The following is an 18,603-nucleotide window of genomic DNA, read 5'->3' as shown; positions in this document are numbered from 1 at the left end:
AAATTTAAAAATCAATCTAAAAAACACAAGAAAATATGGGACCTGGATATTTAATTATTGCTGGAGCTATCATGTTGTTCAGCTGGCTGGTAAGTTCACAGCTGAAGCGTAAATTTGAACTATATTCGAAATTACAATTAAGAAACGGAATGAGCGGCGCCGAAATTGCCGAGAAAATGCTTGCCGATCATGGTATTACAGATGTTCGTGTGATCTCAACTCCCGGCCGATTGACAGATCATTATAATCCATCAGATAAAACAGTAAACTTAAGTGAAGCTGTTTACAGCCATCGTAATGCGGCAGCGGCAGCCGTTGCGGCGCATGAATGTGGGCACGCTGTACAGCATGCAATAGGTTATCAATGGTTAACCATGCGTTCTAAGTTGGTGCCAATTGTAAATGTGGCTTCAAATTTTATGCAATGGATATTATTGGCTGGAATTTTAATGATTCAGGTATTTCCGCAGCTATTATTGGTTGGAATTGTGCTTTTTGCTACAACAACCTTATTCTCAATTATTACTCTACCAGTAGAGTATGATGCGAGTAACAGAGCTTTGGCGTGGCTAGAAAACAAACATATGTTAACGCAGCAAGAACAAGCAGGAGCAAAAGATGCTCTAAAATGGGCTGCAAGAACGTATCTAGTAGCGGCTCTTGGTTCAATTGCAACGTTGTTATACTATATCTCAATTTATGCAGGGAGTAATAATAGGAGAGATTAATTTCTAATTGAGACAATTAGATAATTTATGGTACACCCGATAGGTTTTAAAACCTGTCGGGTTTTTTTGATGATTTTCGAAGCCTATTGGAATTTGGAATTTAAAAATTTGGAATTTCTTTTCTAAAGCTGAATCTGCCTATCAATCTGCTGATCCAACGAAATAAAAGTTTCAGTTCTCGAAACTCCTTCAATCGCCTGAATTTTATTATTTAGAAGCTGCATTAAATGTTCATTATCGCGACAGATAATTTTAATTAAAACAGACCAGTTTCCTGTGGTATAATGGCATTCTAGAACTTCTGGAATTTTTCTAAGTTCTTTTACTGCTTCTGAGTTTCTAGAAGCTTTGTCCAAATAAACCCCAACAAAAGCCATAGTGTTGTAGCCCAAAACTTTTGGATTTACTGTAAACTTAGATCCAGAAATAACGCCAGATTGTTCCAGTTTTTTTAATCTCTGATGAATTGCAGCACCAGAAATCCCAATTTTATTAGCGATTTGTAAGATTGGTTTTCGGGCATCGTCCATTAGGTATCGAAGAATTTCTTTATCGATTCCGTCAATTTCAATTAAAAGGGAGTTGATTTTCATAACTTATAATTTGAAACTATTTTTTGTGATTTGGGTTTTGAATAGTAATCAAATGTAGTTAAAAGACGTTGGAAATAAAATTCCAATATAAAAAATTCCAAATTCCAATTTTGCTACTTGGAATTTGGAAATTTAAATATTGGAATTTATTCAAAAAAAAATCCAAATCCCAAGTGATTAGTTTGGAATTTGGAATTTTAAATATTGTAATTTCTAGGTTTATTTTCCTTTGTTTACTTCTGCAACGTATTTCTCTAAAGCCATTGTCATAGAAGGAGTTTCAGGAGTTGGAGCAAGAATATCAATTCTTAAACCATGGTCTAAAGCCTCTTTCTGCGTTGTGCTTCCGAATACGGCAATTCTGGTATCGTTTTGTTTAAAATCTGGGAAATTTTTAAACAATGATTTGATTCCTGTTGGGCTGAAAAAAGCTAAAACGTCATAATAAACATCAGCTAAATCAGATAAATCACTCATTACAGTTCTGTAAAAAATAGCTTGTGCCCAATCTACTTTTAGACCGTTTAAGGTAACAGGAGCATCTGCATTTAATTGGTCAGATGCAGGAAGTAAAAACTTCTCGTCTTTGTACTTCTTAATTAGCGGAGATAAATCTGCAAAATCTTTTGCTCCAACGTAAATTTTACGTTTTCTGTATACAACATACTTTTGAAGGTAAAACGCTACAGCCTCAGATTGACAAAAATATTTCAATCCTTCAGGAACTTTGTAACGCATTTCATCAGCCACTCTAAAAAAATGATCTACAGCATTTCGACTTGTTAAAATGATCGCAGTGTAATGATTAAGATCGATTTTTTGTAATCGAATCTCTTTTGCGCTAACCCCTTCTACATGAATAAATGGTCTGAAATCAATTTTTATTTTGTGTTTTTGTTGGAGCTCAAAGTAAGGAGAATTCTCCACTTTAGGTTCAGGCTGTGACACCAAAATTGTTTTCACTTTCATATTATAAATATTTTCTAAGCACTCCCTTTTGTAATCCAATAATAAAGAAAATAATAAGGGGCTATTTCAAGAGCGCAAAGATACAAAATAAAATAAAATAATTTGCCGATAATTACGTTTTGATACGTTTTGATAGAAATAAAGTAAGAGTATATGCTAATACACAGTGAAATGCCTATGATTACTAGGGGGATAATCTGTGGGATATTGTTGTAATAAAATAAAATAGCATTGATTGGAAGGATTAAAACACCAATATAAGTCCGATAAGTTACTTTTTGTAAGTTAAATAGCTCTACAAATTCGTCAATATTGAATGATGCTGCTACAATTTTTTCGATTAGATACTTTCCTAAAATGAAATAAAGTAGAAAAGTAGCAATCTGAATAAATAAAACCCAGTCGGTTTTTGACGCATGTCCAAAAATATTCATAGTAAGCAGAATAAAAAAAGCAAACGATACAATCTGGACAAAAAACAAACCAACTGTAAAACTATTTTTCATGTGGCTGTTGTCTCGGTAAATTTTAGCGTATTTATCAGAAAAAATAAGTTTACTAAATTCACTAAATCTTGTTTCGTAAGCAGATTTTGTCATGGCAACAACGGCAAAGGTCAGCACAAATAAAAGTGTTGCCCAGTCTTTGTTTTCAATAATTCGAGGGTGAAGTTGTTCAATCATAGCGTTACAAAATTAGTAATTTTTTGATGCAATACTTTTATTATATATTTATTATGAATCAAATGCTATAAAAAGTTTACTTTTGCGGTGAAATTACCGAGAAAAAATGAATGATAGTATTGTCATAATTCCCACATATAACGAAATTGAAAATATAGAAAGTATAGTTAGAGCTGTACTTTCGCAGCATAAATCTTTTCATCTGCTGATTATTGATGATAATTCTCCCGATCATACTGCTAATAAAGTGATCGCTCTTCAGGAAGAGTTTCCAGGAGAACTTTTTTTAGAACAAAGAACAAAAAAATCAGGATTAGGCACCGCATATGTTCATGGCTTTAAATGGGCTTTGGAACGTAACTATCAGTTTATTTTTGAGATGGATGCCGATTTTTCGCACAATCCTAATGATTTAGAAAAATTATACGATGCCTGCCATTTTGGTGGGGCAGATCTTGCCATTGGATCTCGTTATGTAACTGGAGTAAATGTAGTAAACTGGCCTTTAAGCCGAGTTTTGATGTCTTATTTTGCATCTGTTTACGTGAAGTTTATTACCGGAATGAAAATTCACGATGCGACTGCAGGTTTTGTATGTTATAAAAGAGAGGTTTTGGAAAAAATTAATCTAAACAAAATAAAATTTGTCGGGTATGCGTTTCAAATTGAGATGAAGTACAGAACTTATTGTGCTAAATTTCAAATTACCGAAGTCCCAATTATTTTTACAGATAGAACAAAAGGAGTTTCTAAAATGAGCAATGCTATTATTAAAGAAGCGATACTTGGAGTGATTTCACTTCGATTAAGAAAATTAGTCAATTCATTATAAACCAACCGAAATGAACAGGATTCTAATAAAAAATGCCAAAATTGTAAACGAAGGGACAATTTTTGAAGGTGATGTTTTAATTGAAAACGATTTGATTGTTGAAATTGCCGACAGCATTTCATTAAAAACTTCAGATTGTATTGTAATCGATGCTGAAGGAAATTATCTAATGCCGGGCGCGATAGACGACCAAGTGCATTTTAGAGAACCAGGATTAACGCATAAAGGAGATATCGAATCGGAATCTCGTGCGGCTGTTGCGGGTGGAATTACTTCTTTTATCGAACAGCCCAATACAGTTCCGAATGCGGTTACGCAGGAAATATTAGAAGATAAATATCAGATTGCTTCTGAAAAATCATTTGCGAATTATTCGTTTATGATGGGAGCAACCAATGATAATTTGGAAGAAGTTTTAAAAACGAATCCAAAAAATGTAGCGGGAATTAAAATCTTTTTAGGTTCATCAACCGGAAATATGCTGGTTGATAATGAAGCAGTTTTGGAAAAGATTTTTTCTAGCACTCCAATGTTAATTGCGGTTCATTGTGAAGATGAAACTACAATTAAAAATAATCTCGCCGCTTTTAAAGAGCAATACGGTGATGATGTTCCGGTAACGGCGCATAACTTAATAAGAAGCGAAGAAGCTTGTTACATTTCGTCTTCAAAAGCTGTGGCGTTGGCAAAACGAACTGGGGCGAGATTGCATATTTTTCATCTTTCAACAGCGAAAGAAATGGAATTGTTTACGAACAAAATTCCTTTAGAAGAAAAGAAAATTACCGCTGAGGTTTGTGTACACCACCTTTGGTTTACAGATGAAGATTATAAAACAAAAGGAAATTTCATTAAATGGAATCCTGCTGTAAAAACGGCTGCAGACCGTAAAGCACTCTGGGAAGCATTAAATGATGGAAGAATCGACGTAATTGCAACCGATCACGCTCCCCATACCAAAGAAGAAAAACAGCAGTCTTATTTGAATGCGCCTTCTGGTGGCCCGCTGGTACAGCACGCGGTTGTGGCTATGTTTGAAGCGCATCATCAAGGAAAAATTAGCGTGGAAAAAATCGTGGAGAAAATGTGCCACAATCCAGCTAAACTTTTCAAGATTGAAAAAAGAGGTTTTATTAAAGAAGGCTATTATGCCGATTTAGTAATTGTAAATCCAAGTTTGCCGTGGAGTGTAAATCAGGATAATATTTTAGCAAAATGTGGCTGGTCTCCTTTTGAAGGTTATACTTTTAGATCTAGAATTACGCATACTTTTGTAAATGGAGAATTGCTTTACAATAACTTCAAAGTAAAAGATTCGAGAGCTGGAAAAAGATTATTGTTTGATAGATAAAAAGAACTATGAAGAATTTTATCGTAATACTATTGGTTTTGTTTCTTTCTATAAGCTGTAAAAAAGAGGTTGTAAAACAGCCTGAAAAGCTTATTGAGAAAGAAAAAATGATTGATATTATGTATGATTTATCTCTTTTGGAAGCAATGAGATACCAGAAACCATTGTCTTTGGATTCGTTAGAAAATGATCCGACTAAGTTTATTTTGAAAAAATACAAAGTAGACAGTCTTCAATTTGCCCAAAACAATATGTATTATGCTTCTGATTATGATAACTATAAGGACATGTTTGATGAGGTAAACAAAAGAATTTCTGTAAATGAGAGAGCAGCAGATTCTTTAGCTAAAATTGAGGAGAAAAAAGCAGCTAAGGCAAATAAAAAGAAAGCCGAAATCTCAAAAGATTCTTTAAAAAAGACAGTTCAGAAGATTAATGTAGACTCTATAAAGAGAGCCCACATGCAAATGCAAGACAGAAGAAAGAAGCTATAGTTTGGCACTTTCTTTAATATAATGATGAATATCAGTGAAAACCGTTCCTAGAGCGGTTTTTATTTTTTCATTACTATATAGATTCTTTGAGTAAGAGGCTTTTGCTGTGGCTTTTGTAATACTTCTTTTTCTAAAAAATAAAGTAGAAAATATTCCGTCAGCAATCCATAATAAATGCATCAGGAAAGGTTTTGCGTGAATGTGCGGTCTTTTGACTTTTAAAACATCAGAAACGGTGTCTAAAAGATCTTTAAAGACGATATTATCTGAGATAAGCGTAAAACGTTCGTTTTTAACTTCGCTTTTCATCAGTTCATAACTTGTTTTTACTACATCATCAATAGAAATAAAACCAGTACTTCCTAGCGTGTAAAATGAAAGGACATTAGAAACTTTTCGATAGATTTCACTGCTTCCGTCGTTAAAGATATCCATCATTTTTGGTGGACCTAAAATGACGCCCGGATTTACAATAATAACATTTAATCCTTCCTGATGTGCACGCCAGACTTCCATTTCGGCACCATATTTAGATATGGCATAATCGCTATGTGGTTTTTCTGGATTCCAATCTGTTTCTTCGGTAATGTGTGTTTCGTGCGTAGCAATGTCGCCTAGTGCAGCAATCGAGCTAATGTAGCAGAACTTTTCGGTTTCTTTGGCAATTGCAAAATTGACCATGTTTGCAGTTCCTTCGATATTGGTTTTTCTAAGGATTTCTTCGTCTTTTGGTTCAAACGAAATAAAAGCAGCGCAATGGTATACTTGCTTGATATCGATAAAAGCAGTTTCGAGCGAAGGTATGTCTAGAATATCGGCTTCAAGCCAATTTATTTTTTCAAATAAAGCTCCTTTTTTATAAAAATCGAAAACTAATTTCGTTTTCTGAACATTGTTTTGGGTTCTGTAAATTGCCCGAACATTTTCTCCATTTTCAATTAAATGAAGTAATAAATGTGCGCCCACTAAACCAGTTCCTCCAGTTACTAAAATCATGTTGTAAAGATAAGTTTTTGTGGCAAAGGTGCAAAGGTACGAAGCAACAAAGGTTCAAAGTTTTTTGCCACAAAGATACAAAGGCTCAAAGTTTCTTTGTTTTTCTTTTTAATAGCTTTATCAAAATATTTGTGTCTTTGCGTCTTTGTGGCATAACATTTTTTTATTGCAATTGACAATCCTTATATTTGCGCAAAATATTTTAAAAAATGAAGAATCTAGTTGAAGAATTAAAATGGCGCGGGTTATATCATGATAGTATGCCTGGAACGGAAGAGCAATTACTAAAAGAAGCTACCACTGCGTATATCGGTTTTGATCCAACGGCAGATTCACTGCACATCGGAAGTATGGTTCAGATCATTTTATTGGTTCACTTAAAGAATTTCGGGCACAGACCGATTGCTTTAGTAGGTGGAGCAACAGGAATGATTGGAGATCCTTCTGGTAAATCTGATGAAAGAAACTTGCTGAATGAAGAGGCTTTGGCTAAAAACGTAGCTGGAATTAAAAGTGTTTTGTCTCGTTTCTTAGATTTTAATTCGACCGAAGCAAATGCACCAGTAATGGTGAATAACTACGATTGGATGAAAGAATTCTCTTTTATCGATTTTGCACGTGAAGTTGGAAAAAGAATCACCGTAAATTATATGATGGCTAAAGATTCTGTAAAAAAGAGATTTAGCGGAGAAGGTGAGGGAATGTCATTTACAGAGTTTACCTATCAATTAATTCAAGGTTACGATTTTTATCATTTATATAAAAACAACAATTGTATTTTGCAAATGGGTGGTTCTGACCAATGGGGTAATATTACCACAGGTACAGAATTAGTGCGTAGAATGGGAGGCGAAAATGCTAAAGCTTACGCCTTGACAACGCCTTTGATTACAAAAGCAGACGGATCTAAATTCGGAAAATCTGAAGGAGGAAACGTTTGGTTGGATGCTGATAAAACTTCGGTTTACAAATTTTACCAGTTTTGGGTAAACACTACAGATGCTGATGCAGAGAAATATATTAAAATCTTTACATTCTTAGATAAAGACACTATTGATGCCTTAATTGCCGAGCACCAAACGGCTCCGCATTTAAGAGTTTTACAAAAGAAATTGGCAGAAGAAATTACTGTTTTTGTTCACAATCGTGAGGAATTAGAAAAAGCGATTCAGGCTTCGAATATCTTATTCGGAAATTCGACTGCAGAAGATTTGAAAAAATTGGATGAAGGAACTTTCTTGGAGGTTTTTGACGGAGTTCCGCAAGCTGAAATCGCAAAAGCTGATTTAGAAAATGGATTGGATATTATTACGGTTTTAAACGAAAAAACAGGTTTCTTTAAATCAAACGGAGAAGCAAGGCGTGCTTTAACAGCAAACTCAATTTCTGTAAATAGAGAAAAGATAAAAGAAGATTTTGTTTTAACTGTAAATGATTTAATCAATAATCAATTTGTGTTATTGCAAAGTGGAAAGAAAAATTACTTTGTGATTCGAGTTAAATAAATTCATAACTTTACTAGAAATACATTTTAGTTATGAAAACACAATTTTTAACAGACGATAAAGGTAGAAAGACAGCAGTTTTGTTGCCAATTGAAAAGTATAATAAGATGATTGAGCAATTGGAAGATTTGCATGATATTAGACTTTACGATGAAGCAAAAAAAGTTGATGATGGATATCGAATATCTTTTGAGGATTATGTAAAAAGCAGAAAGGCTAAAAAAGATAATGTATAGTATTGATTTTTCAAGAAAAGCAGAGAAGAAATTAGACAAATTATCTGATGTAATTGCAAATCCAATATTGTCAGCTATTGGAAAGTTAGCTGAAAATCCCCGACCAAACGGTTATAAAAAGCTTAAAGGAAGGCCTGGATATAGAATAAGAGTAGGTGACTACAGAGTTATATATGAAATTTTTGAAGAAGTGCTTTTAATTGATGTAATTGATTTAGGTCATCGAAAGGATATTTATGAATAACTGAAAAACTTAATCCATTAGTATTATCAAAATCCCAATAACTTTGAAACAACGAGTTATTGGGATTTTTTATTTTTTTAAATATTGATATTGAAAACGTAGCAGTTTTTTGTTTATTCCCTAAAACTAACTCAATCGATACGATTGGAATTTTACTTATCTACTGGATTTGAAAAGGATATACCAATTTGGCTCTTGAATATGATAAGAACAAGTGGGGATTATTTTGCTGCTGGAATTGTCTCTTATTACGGAGGTACTCTTGTTCAGGATTTATTATTGGGCTTTTAGCTGTTCTTATTAGCGGTGTTGACAGCGTAAACGATGACAGTTTTACAAATTCAGGTTGGAATATACTTTTAGTACTTTTCGGTGCTTTGGCTTTCTACGGGGTTTACAGACTATTGGAAAATAAATGCGAAAAGGAAAAAGAGCTTCAGGAAAAAGAAGGTATTGGTAGTATTGGTGTAATTGAGGAGAATTAAGTTTTTAAATTAACTTTAAAGAACCATCAAATTACACCCACGAATATCAGAATTATCAAAACGTCCTAATACCTCAAAAGAGTTGTTGGAATATTTTTTGCCTAAATCTTGCGTCGCGATAAAAGAACAGGAATTAATGTTGGCTAAATCAATGACGTTTATTCCGCCAGTTTTTCCGTCTTTTACATACGTTAAGGCATCTTCTGGATCGCGAACTAAAATGTTCATCCAAGAAGGGCATTCAAAAACACCTTCTCCTAAAGAATACGCTTGCGCTAAAAGTTCTGTCATTCCGTATTCGGAATGAATAGAAGAAACGCCAAAACCTTTGCATAAAATGTCGTGCAATTCTTCGCGAATCATTTCTTTACGTTTTCCTTTCATTCCTCCCGTTTCCATAATAATGGTATTCTGTAGATTGAACTGATGTTTTTCAATCAAATCTAATAAAGCGTATGTAACTCCAATTAAGATTACATTTTGGCCCGCTTCGTCCAGTTCAAGAAGTTTTTTGATTAGGTCGTCATGATTGTGCAAATAAAACCCGCTTTCAGGCTGATTAGAGAGTTTTATTAAATCTTCTACCATATAAATTAACGAAGAGCCTTCGCGTTCTAAATAAGACGGCAAAAGGGCTAAAACAACGTAATCTTCGATATTGCCATAAAATTGAGAAAATCCTTTGCGGTAACTTTCCTCATATAGGGAAACATCGGTCACTAAATGTCTGCTGGTAATCATTCCAGTTGTGCCGCTGCTGGTAAAAGTTACCTGTGCAGGATCAGGAGTAGAAACTACGTCGTGGCTTTTGAAAAACTGAATGGGTAAAAAAGGAATTTGTTGCAGTGATTTTACCTGCTGCGGATTAACTTTTAAAAAATCACAGAAATCGTGATAGACTTTATTGTTCTCGTGCTGAAAACGAAACACTTTTAGTGCTATTTTTTCAAATTGTTTCTGACTCGAAATGGTAAAGATATCGCTGGCTGTAATCAAAACTTTTTTTTTGCAAAGATATTGTTTTTTAGTGTTCAGTATTCAGCCTTTAAGTGTTCAGTTCTAAACTAAATGAAAATAGTAAGTCAATACTAAAATACTGAACGCTGAATACTAAAAAAGCTCCCAATAAAAGGAGCTTTTCTATATTTTACCGAATAATGAGTTTTCGGGTTGCTGATGCATTTTGTTCGCTTATTTTGATGATGTAAACACCCGGTGGCAATTCTGCAACACTTAATTCTTTAGATGCTAAATGCGCTTGCAGGACTTTTTTGCCTAAGATGTCAAACACAATGATTTCTTTCTCTAAATCGTTTTTAGATGAGATATAGACTTTTCCGTTTGTTACTGGATTAGGATACAAACTTAGACCCTCAATAGAAGTAGATTCCTGAGTTTTTGGTAATTGCTTGCTGTCTTGCGCCGAGACGCTTACAGTAAAGAAAAATGCCAATAAGAAAGTAATATAAAAGTAGTTTTTTGCCATCGCATGTATTTGATTACTGTAAATATACAAAAAAAATTACAAAAAGTACGCCAAAAAAAAACATCCTAAATATTTAGGATGTTTTTAACATTATGTCTCATAAGACATTACAGATTTTAAACTTTATTCACTATAAAAACTCAGCGTTATATAAAAAAAACACCCTAATTTGATTAGGGTGTTTTTGAGTATGTTTTAAGCTAATATTATAGACCTTTTGTCCATCCAGCAGTCCAAGTTGGAACTCCTGATCCGTTTCCAGCTCCAGTTGCGTTAGCAGATTCTGTGAATAATTTAGAAATATCAACAGATCCACCAGCAGCAGTAGCAGTAGCTTTAGATTTAACTGTTACGTCTTCGAATTTTACGTTAGTTGCTAACAAGTCAGTTCCAGCATATTTGATGCTTTCGTCGTGTTGAACATCAAATCCAGTTTTCCAACCTTTTAATACAACGTTATCAAATTTACCTTTAGTACCAACTCTCAATTTGAAAGCTTGAGCTTCTGCACTTGTATCGTTAACTCCAGCTCCGATTAAAGTTAAGTTTTTGATTGTTGGGAAAGAAATTGGAGCTGCTAAGTGGTTGTTAGAGTTGTTATCAGCTTCGATACCTCTGTTACCAGCGTTAGTTCTGATTCCGTAGAAGTTTTCACCTGTTCCAACCCATCCTTCAGTCCAATCAAATAAATCATCACCTACTTTTTCAGCATGTTTGTTAGAAACTACTAAGTGAGATGCATTTACAGTTCCACCGAACCATTCGAATCCGTCATCTGAACTTTCGTAAACTTGAACGTAATCTACAACAGTTCCGCTTCCAACTCCGAAGAAAGAAAGTCCGTTGAATTCTTTATCACCACTGTAAGAGTAACCTGGGTATTCAATTCTTAAATATTTGATTGATCCAGAGTTGTCAGCAGCATCAGTTCCTCCGTAAGCTAACTCAGAAACTTCAGCTGTAGCAGTACTACCAATGTTTTTGTTGATTGGTGCTTTTCCGCAAAGTACTAATCCTCCCCAAGCAGATGGTATTTTGTCTTCAGAAGTCATTACAACTGGACTAGTAGCAGTTCCTTGAACATCGATTTTTCCTCCTTGTGCAACTGCAATATATCTTACAGCCTCAAATTGATTTGCTCCTAATTTAGTAGCCTCGATGATAACTCCAGGTTTAATTGTAAGTTTTGCTGTATTTTTAACAATTAATTTTCCTGTAAGTTTGTAAGTTCCAGATTCTAATACAACTTCTCCGCTGTTGATTTCTCCTTGTAAGTTGTCTCTAACTACTACGAAATCTGATTTTGGCTCTTCGTTTTTGTTGTCATCACTAGAGCAAGATGTTGTAAGTGTTGCAAGCGATAATGCCGCTAAACTGAAAATTGTTGAAATTGTTTTTTTCATTACTTTTTTAATTAGTTTGTGTTTATGCAAAGATTAGAACTTAAGCCTGAATCAACGTTAAGCCGTTGTAATCTATTTGTTATTTGTTTTTTATTGGAATGTTAAGAAATTGATAACTCAACATTTGTTTTGTGTTTCTCTTAGAACTGGTAGTTTACTCCCAATCCTAAATTGATTCCTTTTTTGTAATTGAAAACTAAAATATCTCCACCTGCATTTTCTTGAACTCTCTTAAATTCTGGGTTTAAAAGGTTTCTTGCTCCAAAGTCAATTCCAAGGTTTTTGTTAAGCTTAGTTTTGAAAACAAGATCTAGAGATCCCATAGATTTATCTACTAAATTTCCTTTTCCTTCCGTTCCAATAGCATAAAGTTTGTCAGAATAATGCGCGTATGCTAGGGTAGCCATAATTCCAGAATCGTTTCTGAAGTTTTTAGTATAAGATAAATCTGCATTTAGAATCAAATCAGAAGCTCCTGTAAATCCTGAACTGCTATCTGTTGTGTTAATGTTGATTCTTCCGTCTGTTTCATCGTTTACTTTAGCATTGTCAATATCTTGATGCGTTTTCATCAAAGAAGCGTTAAATCCAAAAGATAATTTGTTTGTATATTCTCCTTCAATTTCAAGGATATTTTTTCTTGCTTCCAATTCTACTCCGTATGCGTAACCAGTATCTCCAATGTTCACAAAAGAAATATCATTTGCAGAAGAAGCGATAATGATTTGGTTAATTGGGTCTAAAATGTATTTTCCAAAAGCAGTAACAGAGAATAACTCATCGCTTTTTGGGAACATTTCCCATTTCAGGTCAACATTGTAATTTTGTGAAGGATATAAGCTTGGATTTCCAAGTACAGATTCCATTACATCTTCGTAAATAAACAAAGCACGTTCTTTAAATTGTGGCAATGTGTACGTTTTACTAGCTGCAAAACGAAGATTTTGTTTTTCGTTTAGCTCATATTTTAAGATAGCACTTGGTAAAAATTCATTTCTGTCAAATGTATTTGTTCCTCCAGCGGCATCAAGTTGTGTTCTCCAGTTAACTGTCTGAGAAACTTTTTCATATCTAAGACCTAATACACCACTAAGTTTTTCAGATAATTTGTATTCTATCATACCAAATCCTGCGTGTATATCCTGTTTTCCATCATAAGTTTGAGGAGTCATTCCTGCAAAAGCTGCAATCGAGAATAAACCATTATCATAATTTGTCTGATTAAAGAATGCATCTAAATTATTTGGATTTAAACTTGTGTTTTGTCCTGTCTGGCTTATGTTAAAGTTAAACTGAATAGCTTCAAAGTCACGTTTTTTAAATCTACCGTTGTAACCAGCAGTTATTTTTCCTCTAGACTCGCCATTTTCTGCATCTCCTAATTTATAGCTAAAAGCGATATTAGCGGCAGCTTCGTCTTCTGTAAGATCTTGAGAATATCTTTGGTTATCTGTCGTTGTTCTTTGAGCAAGTGTATAAACGTCAGTTGTAGGGTTGTGGAACATTTTGTTTTGAGTTCTGTCTGGCATATTACCTTTTACGGTGTTGTATGAAAGACCCCAATCCAAATTAATTTTGTCTGTTATTTTATCACTTCCTAAAAGCTGGTTGATGTAAAGTGTATTTTGTGTAAACGTACCTCTTTGAACATAAAGATTAGCATCAGAATTATCAAAATCACGATCAGAACCATAATAAGTATCTCTAGTTTGTTCAGATGTATTTACGAACAAAAAGTTGTATCCAATTTTATGGTTTTTGTTCAAACGATAATTAGCGTTGAACATTCCAGTAGTATTGGTGTTGTAAGTGAATTTTTCTTGATTGAAAGATTTTAATGAAGCACCTTGAGCATTTACACTTTGAGTTAATCCTTCTCTATATTCGTAACCATTTCCAAAACCTGCAGTTGCAAAAAGGCTTAGTTTTCCTTCTTCACCAATATTGAAAGTTTTGCCTGCTTTTAGGTTGAAGTTTCCTCCAAAAGGAGCTTCTTTTTTAGGATTTAAGCTGTTTTCGAAACTATAACTAGTCAAAGGGTTGTTAGGCACTCCGTATGAAACAAAACCAGTTTTTGTAGGTCCTTGCTGTAGTAAGAAGTCACTTGAGTTTTGTACGGCATTAGTGTTCACTTTAGAACCTAAAGAAATTTCGAACATTCCTTTTCCACGGTAATCTTTAGAAACGATATCTACATTTCCTCCACCAAAATCGCCATACATTTTTGCTCCGTATGATTTGTCAATTGAGATGTATTCTACAATATCGGTTGAAAAAAGATCAAGTGCAATGTTCTTTTTCTGTGGGTCATTTGATGGGATCGGCAATCCGTTCATAGAAGTAGTATTGTAACGGTCTCCTAAACCTCTTACGTAAATGTTATTACTTCCTTCTTGTTTAGAAACTCCTGATGTTTTTACAACAGCGGCAGCCACATCTCCCACACCTTTTCTAGAAAGTTCTTGCGCACCAATTGACTGTTTGATGTCTACCGCATTTTTTTGTTCTAATAAAAGAGCTGTTTCTTTTTGTTTGCTTACTGCAGTTGCTTGAACGACTACATCTTTTAGGGTATAACTTCCTGACGAAAGTCCTTGATTAACTACTACAGTTTCGTTTGCTTTTACAGCAACTGGAGCTTCTACAGATTCATATCCTAGGAAACTAAAAATTAAAGTATAATTTCCAGGATTTACGCTTAAGGAATATTTTCCATCTACGTCGGTATTTACGCTAATATTTGTACCTTTAACTAAAACATTAGCAAATGGTAGAGGATCGTTGTTCATATCTTTATCAGTTAGAACTCCAGAAATCGTACCTTTGTTTTGCGCGATCGAAATCGTACAGATAAATAATGCAATAAAGAGAAATCTTAAATTGATTTTCATTTTTTTTCAGTGTTGTGTTTGTGTCTTAAATATTTTGGTGCAAAGAAAGAACCACTCTGTGAAGTCCATGTTACCGACTTGTTATGTTTTTGTGTTGTTAAGATTATCAAATTGTTACGAGATTAAATTACGGTTAACACCATTTTTTAAAGGTTCTTTTGTTAGTATATTTACCCTGTGAAATAAGAAATATCGAATGTTTAATGAAGAAGTTTCGATATAAAAATCTCAATTTTTGCTATTTATGAAAAAAACACAAACTAAGATTTTATTAGTTGACGACGAACCAGATATCTTAGAAATCGTTGGCTATAACCTTGCTCAAGAAGGCTACCAGATTGTTACAGCATCAAACGGAAAAGATGCTATAGCAAAGGCGCAGAAGGAGCTGCCAGAATTAATCATTATGGACGTGATGATGGCAGAAATGGACGGAATGGAGGCTTGCGAGCATATTAGAAAAATTCCAGAATTAAATAATGTTATCATAACATTCCTTACAGCAAGAAGTGAAGATTATTCTCAAGTGGCTGGTTTTGACGCTGGTGCAGATGACTACATTACTAAGCCAATTAAACCGAAATTATTAGTGTCTAAAGTAAAGGCGCTGTTAAGAAGGTTAAAAGAACAAGAAGTTGTTACAGATACGCTAAATGTAGGCGGAATCGAGATTAATCGTGAGGAATACAAAATCATAAAAGGTAATGTAGAAATCGCTTTACCAAGAAAAGAGTTCGAATTATTTTATTTATTGGCTTCAAAACCAGGCAAAGTTTTTAAAAGAGACGAAATCTTGGACAAAGTTTGGGGTAACGAAGTTGTAGTGGGAGGAAGAACAATTGACGTTCATATCAGAAAACTGAGAGAAAAAATTGGAGAAGACCTTTTTAAAACAATCAAAGGAGTAGGATATAAATTTGAGGTTTAATTATACTGTAAATATTTGAACCATATAAGCCATATGAGTTCATTTAATTTATAGTATCGATAATAAATAATTTAAGATCATCTTTGTCAAAGTTTTTAACTTTGACAAAGATTTCCTTTTTTTATGTCATAAAGTAATTTTTTAGTTTTCTACTTTAAATGAACTTATATGACTTATACGGTTCAAAATATAATTTTTAAATATTTCAATGAAGATTAATTTTAAAAAAACATACAAATTTGCTATTAAATCGGCATTGTATATCAGTCTATTTACTACAGGATTTGTGCTCATGCTGATGTCTTTGTTTTACAAAAACCAGCTAAAACATCAAGTAGCATTTGGAATAATCTTTATTATTGTCATTTATATATTCTCTTTTTTGGTTTTGCAATATCGTGTAGAACGCTTTATTTATAGAAGGGTAAAGAAAATTTACGATGAGGTTTCTTTATTAGAATCAACAACACTGATCAATCAGCCTATTAATACCGATATGGAAACGCTTTCGCGTGAAGTGAAAAAGTTTGCAACCGATAAAAAACTTGAAATCGAAATGCTCGAAATTCGTGAACAATATAGAAGAGAGTTTTTAGGAAACGTTTCGCACGAATTAAAAACCCCTTTGTTTACTGTTCAAGGTTACGTTTCTACTTTGCTAGACGGTGCAATGGATGATAAAAATATTAGAAAGAAATATTTAAAACGTGCCGAAAAAGGAGTAGAGCGACTTATATATATAGTAGAAGATCTGGACATGATTACCAAATTAGAATCAGGAGATTTAGATTTGAATATGACTGATTTTGATATTGTCGAATTGATTGAGAATGTTTTTGAACTGCTGGAAATGAAGGCAGACAAAAAGAAAATCAAATTATCTTTTGAAAGTAAAAACGTAAAATCGGTTATGATTAGAGGAGATCAGGATAGAATTCAGCAAGTGCTGGAAAACCTGATTGTAAACTCTATTAAATACGGCAAAGAAGGCGGTCTTACCGAAGTTGGCGTGGTAAACTTAACGAAGAAAAAAGTCTTAATCCGAATTAGTGATAACGGAGAAGGGGTCGAAAAGCAAAATATTCCAAGACTTTTTGAGCGTTTCTATCGAGTAGATAAAAGCGGAACACGATCTGAAGGAGGTTCTGGTTTAGGATTAGCGATTGTGAAGCATATTATTGAAGCTCATAAGGAGAAAGTTTATGTAGAAAGTGAGTTCGGAATTGGATCTGAATTCTCTTTTACACTCGAAAAAGCAAATAAATCGGTAAAAGCTGAGGTTAAATAAAGAGAATCTCAAGTAAGCCTAACGCCCTAAAGACGGGGTGTTTAACAATAAATCAACATACGGATTTAGTGCGTAACATTAAATTTTTATTATAGTAACATCTGGTTAATGATTTCTTAACATAGGTGAGTCATCTTTGCATCCTGAAATTAAGGCCATTAGAAAAAAATGATAAAAAGAATAATTGTTGCAGTAGTATTAGCGGTATCTTGGGGTGCAAATTCACAAGAAATAAATAAAGAGGATATAAAAAACGAAGTAATGCGTCTTTTAGATTCTATCAATAAAGCAAAACTTCCGGACACCAAATCTGGAGTAAGTGGAGAAGAGCATTGGTACGATAGAATTTCGTTGAGAGGATATGCTCAAATTAGATATAATGGTCTTTTTTCTACAAATGATAAAGTTTCCTGCGATCAATGTGATAAATCATGGGGAACAACTTCGACGGCTCCCGATGCAAAAGCAAACAACGGACTTTTTATTCGTCGTGCCCGTTTAGTATTTTCAGGACAGGTTCATCCGAACGTGTTTTTTTATTTTCAACCCGATTTTGCCAGTTCGCCAAGTACAGGAATTCAGAACTTTGTACAGATTAGAGACTTGTACTTTGATCTTTCTTTTGATAAGAAAAAAGAATATCGCGTACGAGTTGGGCAAAGTAAAATTCCATATGGATTCGAAAATATGCAGTCAAGTTCACAGCGTTTAACTTTAGATCGTGCAGATGGAATTAACAGTTCGATTCTAAATGAGCGTGATTTAGGAATATTCTTTTATTGGGCTCCAGCCGAAATTAGAGATCGTTTTGAAATGCTTGTTAAAGACGGTTATAAAGGTTCTGGCGATTTTGGAGTCTTTGCCTTTGGTGTTTACAATGGGCAAATCGCAAATAAGCTAGATGCAAATAGAGATTTAAACGTTGTTGCTAGAGTAACTTATCCTTTTGTAATCGGAAGTCAGATTATCGAGCCTGGTATTCAAGCCTACACAGGTAAATGGGCGTTTACAGGAGAAGTTTCACCTGGAGTTACAGTCAACAATCCACAATATGTAAAAGATCAGAGAGTAGGAGCAACCTTTGTTTTGTACCCAAGACCATTCGGAATCCAAACTGAATACAACATCGGAACTGGACCGCGATATAATACTCTTACTAACACAATCGACGAAACCGATTTGAACGGAGGTTATGTTTTGTTAAACTATAAATGGGATATTAAAAAACAGCATATTTATCCTTTTGCCAAATTTCAGTATTATGACGGAGGAAAAAAATATGAGAAAGATGCTAGAAGTTATGTCGTTAGAGACTTTGAGTTTGGTATCGAATGGCAGCCAATTAAAGCGTTAGAATTTACAGCAGAGTATGTAGTGGCAGACAGAACTTTTGAAGACAGTGCCCTTCCAATAAACAGACAGCAAGGAAATCTGCTTAGATTGCAAGCGCAGTTTAACTTCTAAAAAGATACTACGCGGATAAAACAGATT

General features: G+C 34.0%; 19 protein-coding genes. 11 read left to right on the top strand and 8 right to left on the bottom strand.

All coding sequences use genetic code 11. The annotated features are described in order from the left end of the window. The first annotated feature begins 35 nt into the window (after window positions 1-35). Window positions 36-728 carry a zinc metallopeptidase gene (locus EG814_RS00415; RefSeq protein ID WP_125717806.1) on the top strand — a complete coding sequence of 231 codons (693 nt, stop codon included), beginning with the start codon at window positions 36-38 and terminating at the stop codon, window positions 726-728. A gap of 122 nt (window positions 729-850) precedes the next feature. Here the strand turns inward: EG814_RS00415 and EG814_RS00410 are convergent, their stop codons facing one another. From EG814_RS00410 to EG814_RS00400, 3 genes are all read right to left on the bottom strand, one after another. Beyond that, the gene (locus EG814_RS00410) at window positions 851-1,321 is read right to left on the bottom strand and encodes an Lrp/AsnC family transcriptional regulator (protein WP_111365821.1); all 471 of its coding nucleotides are present in this window, start codon (window positions 1,319-1,321) and stop codon (window positions 851-853) included. A 219-nt stretch (window positions 1,322-1,540) separates the two neighbouring features. Continuing rightward, window positions 1,541-2,290 carry a uroporphyrinogen-III synthase gene (locus EG814_RS00405; protein ID WP_125717804.1) on the bottom strand — a complete coding sequence of 250 codons (750 nt, stop codon included), beginning with the start codon at window positions 2,288-2,290 and terminating at the stop codon, window positions 1,541-1,543. Window positions 2,291-2,304: 14 nt separating this feature from the next. After that, entirely contained in the window at window positions 2,305-2,973 is a 669-nt protein-coding gene (locus EG814_RS00400; RefSeq protein ID WP_125717802.1) for a DUF4271 domain-containing protein, read from the bottom strand. Window positions 2,974-3,079: 106 nt separating this feature from the next. Here EG814_RS00400 and EG814_RS00395 point away from each other — a divergent pair, with 106 nt between their 5' ends. The 3 genes from EG814_RS00395 to EG814_RS00385 are packed head-to-tail and all read left to right on the top strand — an operon-like array spanning window position 3,080 to window position 5,650. Further along, window positions 3,080-3,805: a polyprenol monophosphomannose synthase gene (locus tag EG814_RS00395; RefSeq protein ID WP_125717800.1), complete on the top strand. Its 726-nt coding sequence runs from the start codon at window positions 3,080-3,082 to the stop codon at window positions 3,803-3,805. Window positions 3,806-3,815: 10 nt separating this feature from the next. Beyond that, complete coding sequence (locus EG814_RS00390; protein ID WP_125717798.1) at window positions 3,816-5,156, top strand: dihydroorotase; 1,341 nt, start codon at window positions 3,816-3,818, stop codon at window positions 5,154-5,156. Between the two features lie 8 nt (window positions 5,157-5,164). Next, the gene (locus tag EG814_RS00385) at window positions 5,165-5,650 is read left to right on the top strand and encodes a DUF4296 domain-containing protein (protein ID WP_125717797.1); all 486 of its coding nucleotides are present in this window, start codon (window positions 5,165-5,167) and stop codon (window positions 5,648-5,650) included. Here the strand turns inward: EG814_RS00385 and EG814_RS00380 are convergent. After that, window positions 5,645-6,646 carry an NAD-dependent epimerase/dehydratase family protein gene (locus EG814_RS00380; RefSeq protein ID WP_125717795.1) on the bottom strand — a complete coding sequence of 334 codons (1,002 nt, stop codon included), beginning with the start codon at window positions 6,644-6,646 and terminating at the stop codon, window positions 5,645-5,647. The two genes, EG814_RS00385 and EG814_RS00380, sit on opposite strands and share 6 nt — an antisense overlap. A gap of 209 nt (window positions 6,647-6,855) precedes the next feature. On the opposite strand from EG814_RS00380, the gene tyrS reads away from it, so the two are divergent. The 4 genes from tyrS to EG814_RS00360 all read left to right on the top strand — a co-directional run bounded on the left by tyrS (window position 6,856) and on the right by EG814_RS00360 (window position 9,116). Further along, window positions 6,856-8,151, top strand: a complete 1,296-nt coding sequence (gene tyrS / locus EG814_RS00375; RefSeq protein WP_125717793.1) for a tyrosine--tRNA ligase — start codon at window positions 6,856-6,858, stop codon at window positions 8,149-8,151. Window positions 8,152-8,183: 32 nt separating this feature from the next. Beyond that, window positions 8,184-8,387 (top strand): hypothetical protein, encoded by a 204-nt coding sequence (locus tag EG814_RS00370; protein WP_125717791.1) that lies wholly within the window; start codon window positions 8,184-8,186, stop codon window positions 8,385-8,387. After that, window positions 8,380-8,631 carry a type II toxin-antitoxin system RelE family toxin gene (locus EG814_RS00365; RefSeq protein WP_125717789.1) on the top strand — a complete coding sequence of 84 codons (252 nt, stop codon included), beginning with the start codon at window positions 8,380-8,382 and terminating at the stop codon, window positions 8,629-8,631. The genes EG814_RS00370 and EG814_RS00365 overlap by 8 nt, the downstream gene beginning before the upstream one ends. A 188-nt stretch (window positions 8,632-8,819) precedes the next feature. Beyond that, the gene (locus tag EG814_RS00360; RefSeq protein WP_125717787.1) at window positions 8,820-9,116 is read left to right on the top strand and encodes a hypothetical protein; all 297 of its coding nucleotides are present in this window, start codon (window positions 8,820-8,822) and stop codon (window positions 9,114-9,116) included. A 15-nt stretch (window positions 9,117-9,131) separates the two neighbouring features. Here EG814_RS00360 and EG814_RS00355 read toward each other — a convergent pair whose 3' ends face one another. From EG814_RS00355 to EG814_RS00340, 4 genes are all read right to left on the bottom strand, one after another. After that, the gene (locus EG814_RS00355) at window positions 9,132-10,112 is read right to left on the bottom strand and encodes a LuxE/PaaK family acyltransferase (RefSeq protein WP_125717785.1); all 981 of its coding nucleotides are present in this window, start codon (window positions 10,110-10,112) and stop codon (window positions 9,132-9,134) included. Window positions 10,113-10,263: 151 nt separating this feature from the next. Beyond that, window positions 10,264-10,602, bottom strand: coding sequence for a T9SS type A sorting domain-containing protein (locus EG814_RS00350; protein WP_125717783.1), 339 nt, complete (start codon window positions 10,600-10,602; stop codon window positions 10,264-10,266). A gap of 206 nt (window positions 10,603-10,808) precedes the next feature. After that, window positions 10,809-12,005: a hypothetical protein gene (locus EG814_RS00345; protein ID WP_125717781.1), complete on the bottom strand. Its 1,197-nt coding sequence runs from the start codon at window positions 12,003-12,005 to the stop codon at window positions 10,809-10,811. 140 nt (window positions 12,006-12,145) lie between these two features. After that, window positions 12,146-14,896: a TonB-dependent receptor gene (locus tag EG814_RS00340; protein WP_206430282.1), complete on the bottom strand. Its 2,751-nt coding sequence runs from the start codon at window positions 14,894-14,896 to the stop codon at window positions 12,146-12,148. A gap of 244 nt (window positions 14,897-15,140) precedes the next feature. On the opposite strand from EG814_RS00340, the gene EG814_RS00335 reads away from it, so the two are divergent. The 3 genes from EG814_RS00335 to EG814_RS00325 all read left to right on the top strand — a co-directional run bounded on the left by EG814_RS00335 (window position 15,141) and on the right by EG814_RS00325 (window position 18,576). Continuing rightward, the gene (locus EG814_RS00335; RefSeq protein ID WP_008465097.1) at window positions 15,141-15,824 is read left to right on the top strand and encodes a response regulator transcription factor; all 684 of its coding nucleotides are present in this window, start codon (window positions 15,141-15,143) and stop codon (window positions 15,822-15,824) included. A 208-nt stretch (window positions 15,825-16,032) separates the two neighbouring features. Then, on the top strand, window positions 16,033-17,112 hold the full coding sequence (locus EG814_RS00330; protein WP_125717780.1) for a sensor histidine kinase: 1,080 nt from the start codon (window positions 16,033-16,035) through the stop codon (window positions 17,110-17,112). A gap of 168 nt (window positions 17,113-17,280) precedes the next feature. After that, the gene (locus EG814_RS00325) at window positions 17,281-18,576 is read left to right on the top strand and encodes a porin (protein WP_125717778.1); all 1,296 of its coding nucleotides are present in this window, start codon (window positions 17,281-17,283) and stop codon (window positions 18,574-18,576) included. The last annotated feature ends 27 nt before the right edge of the window (window positions 18,577-18,603 follow it).

The sequence above is a fragment of the Flavobacterium ustbae genome (assembly GCF_003946915.1).
Classification (GTDB): domain Bacteria; phylum Bacteroidota; class Bacteroidia; order Flavobacteriales; family Flavobacteriaceae; genus Flavobacterium; species Flavobacterium ustbae.
This window is presented reverse-complemented; position numbering and strand designations above follow the sequence as displayed.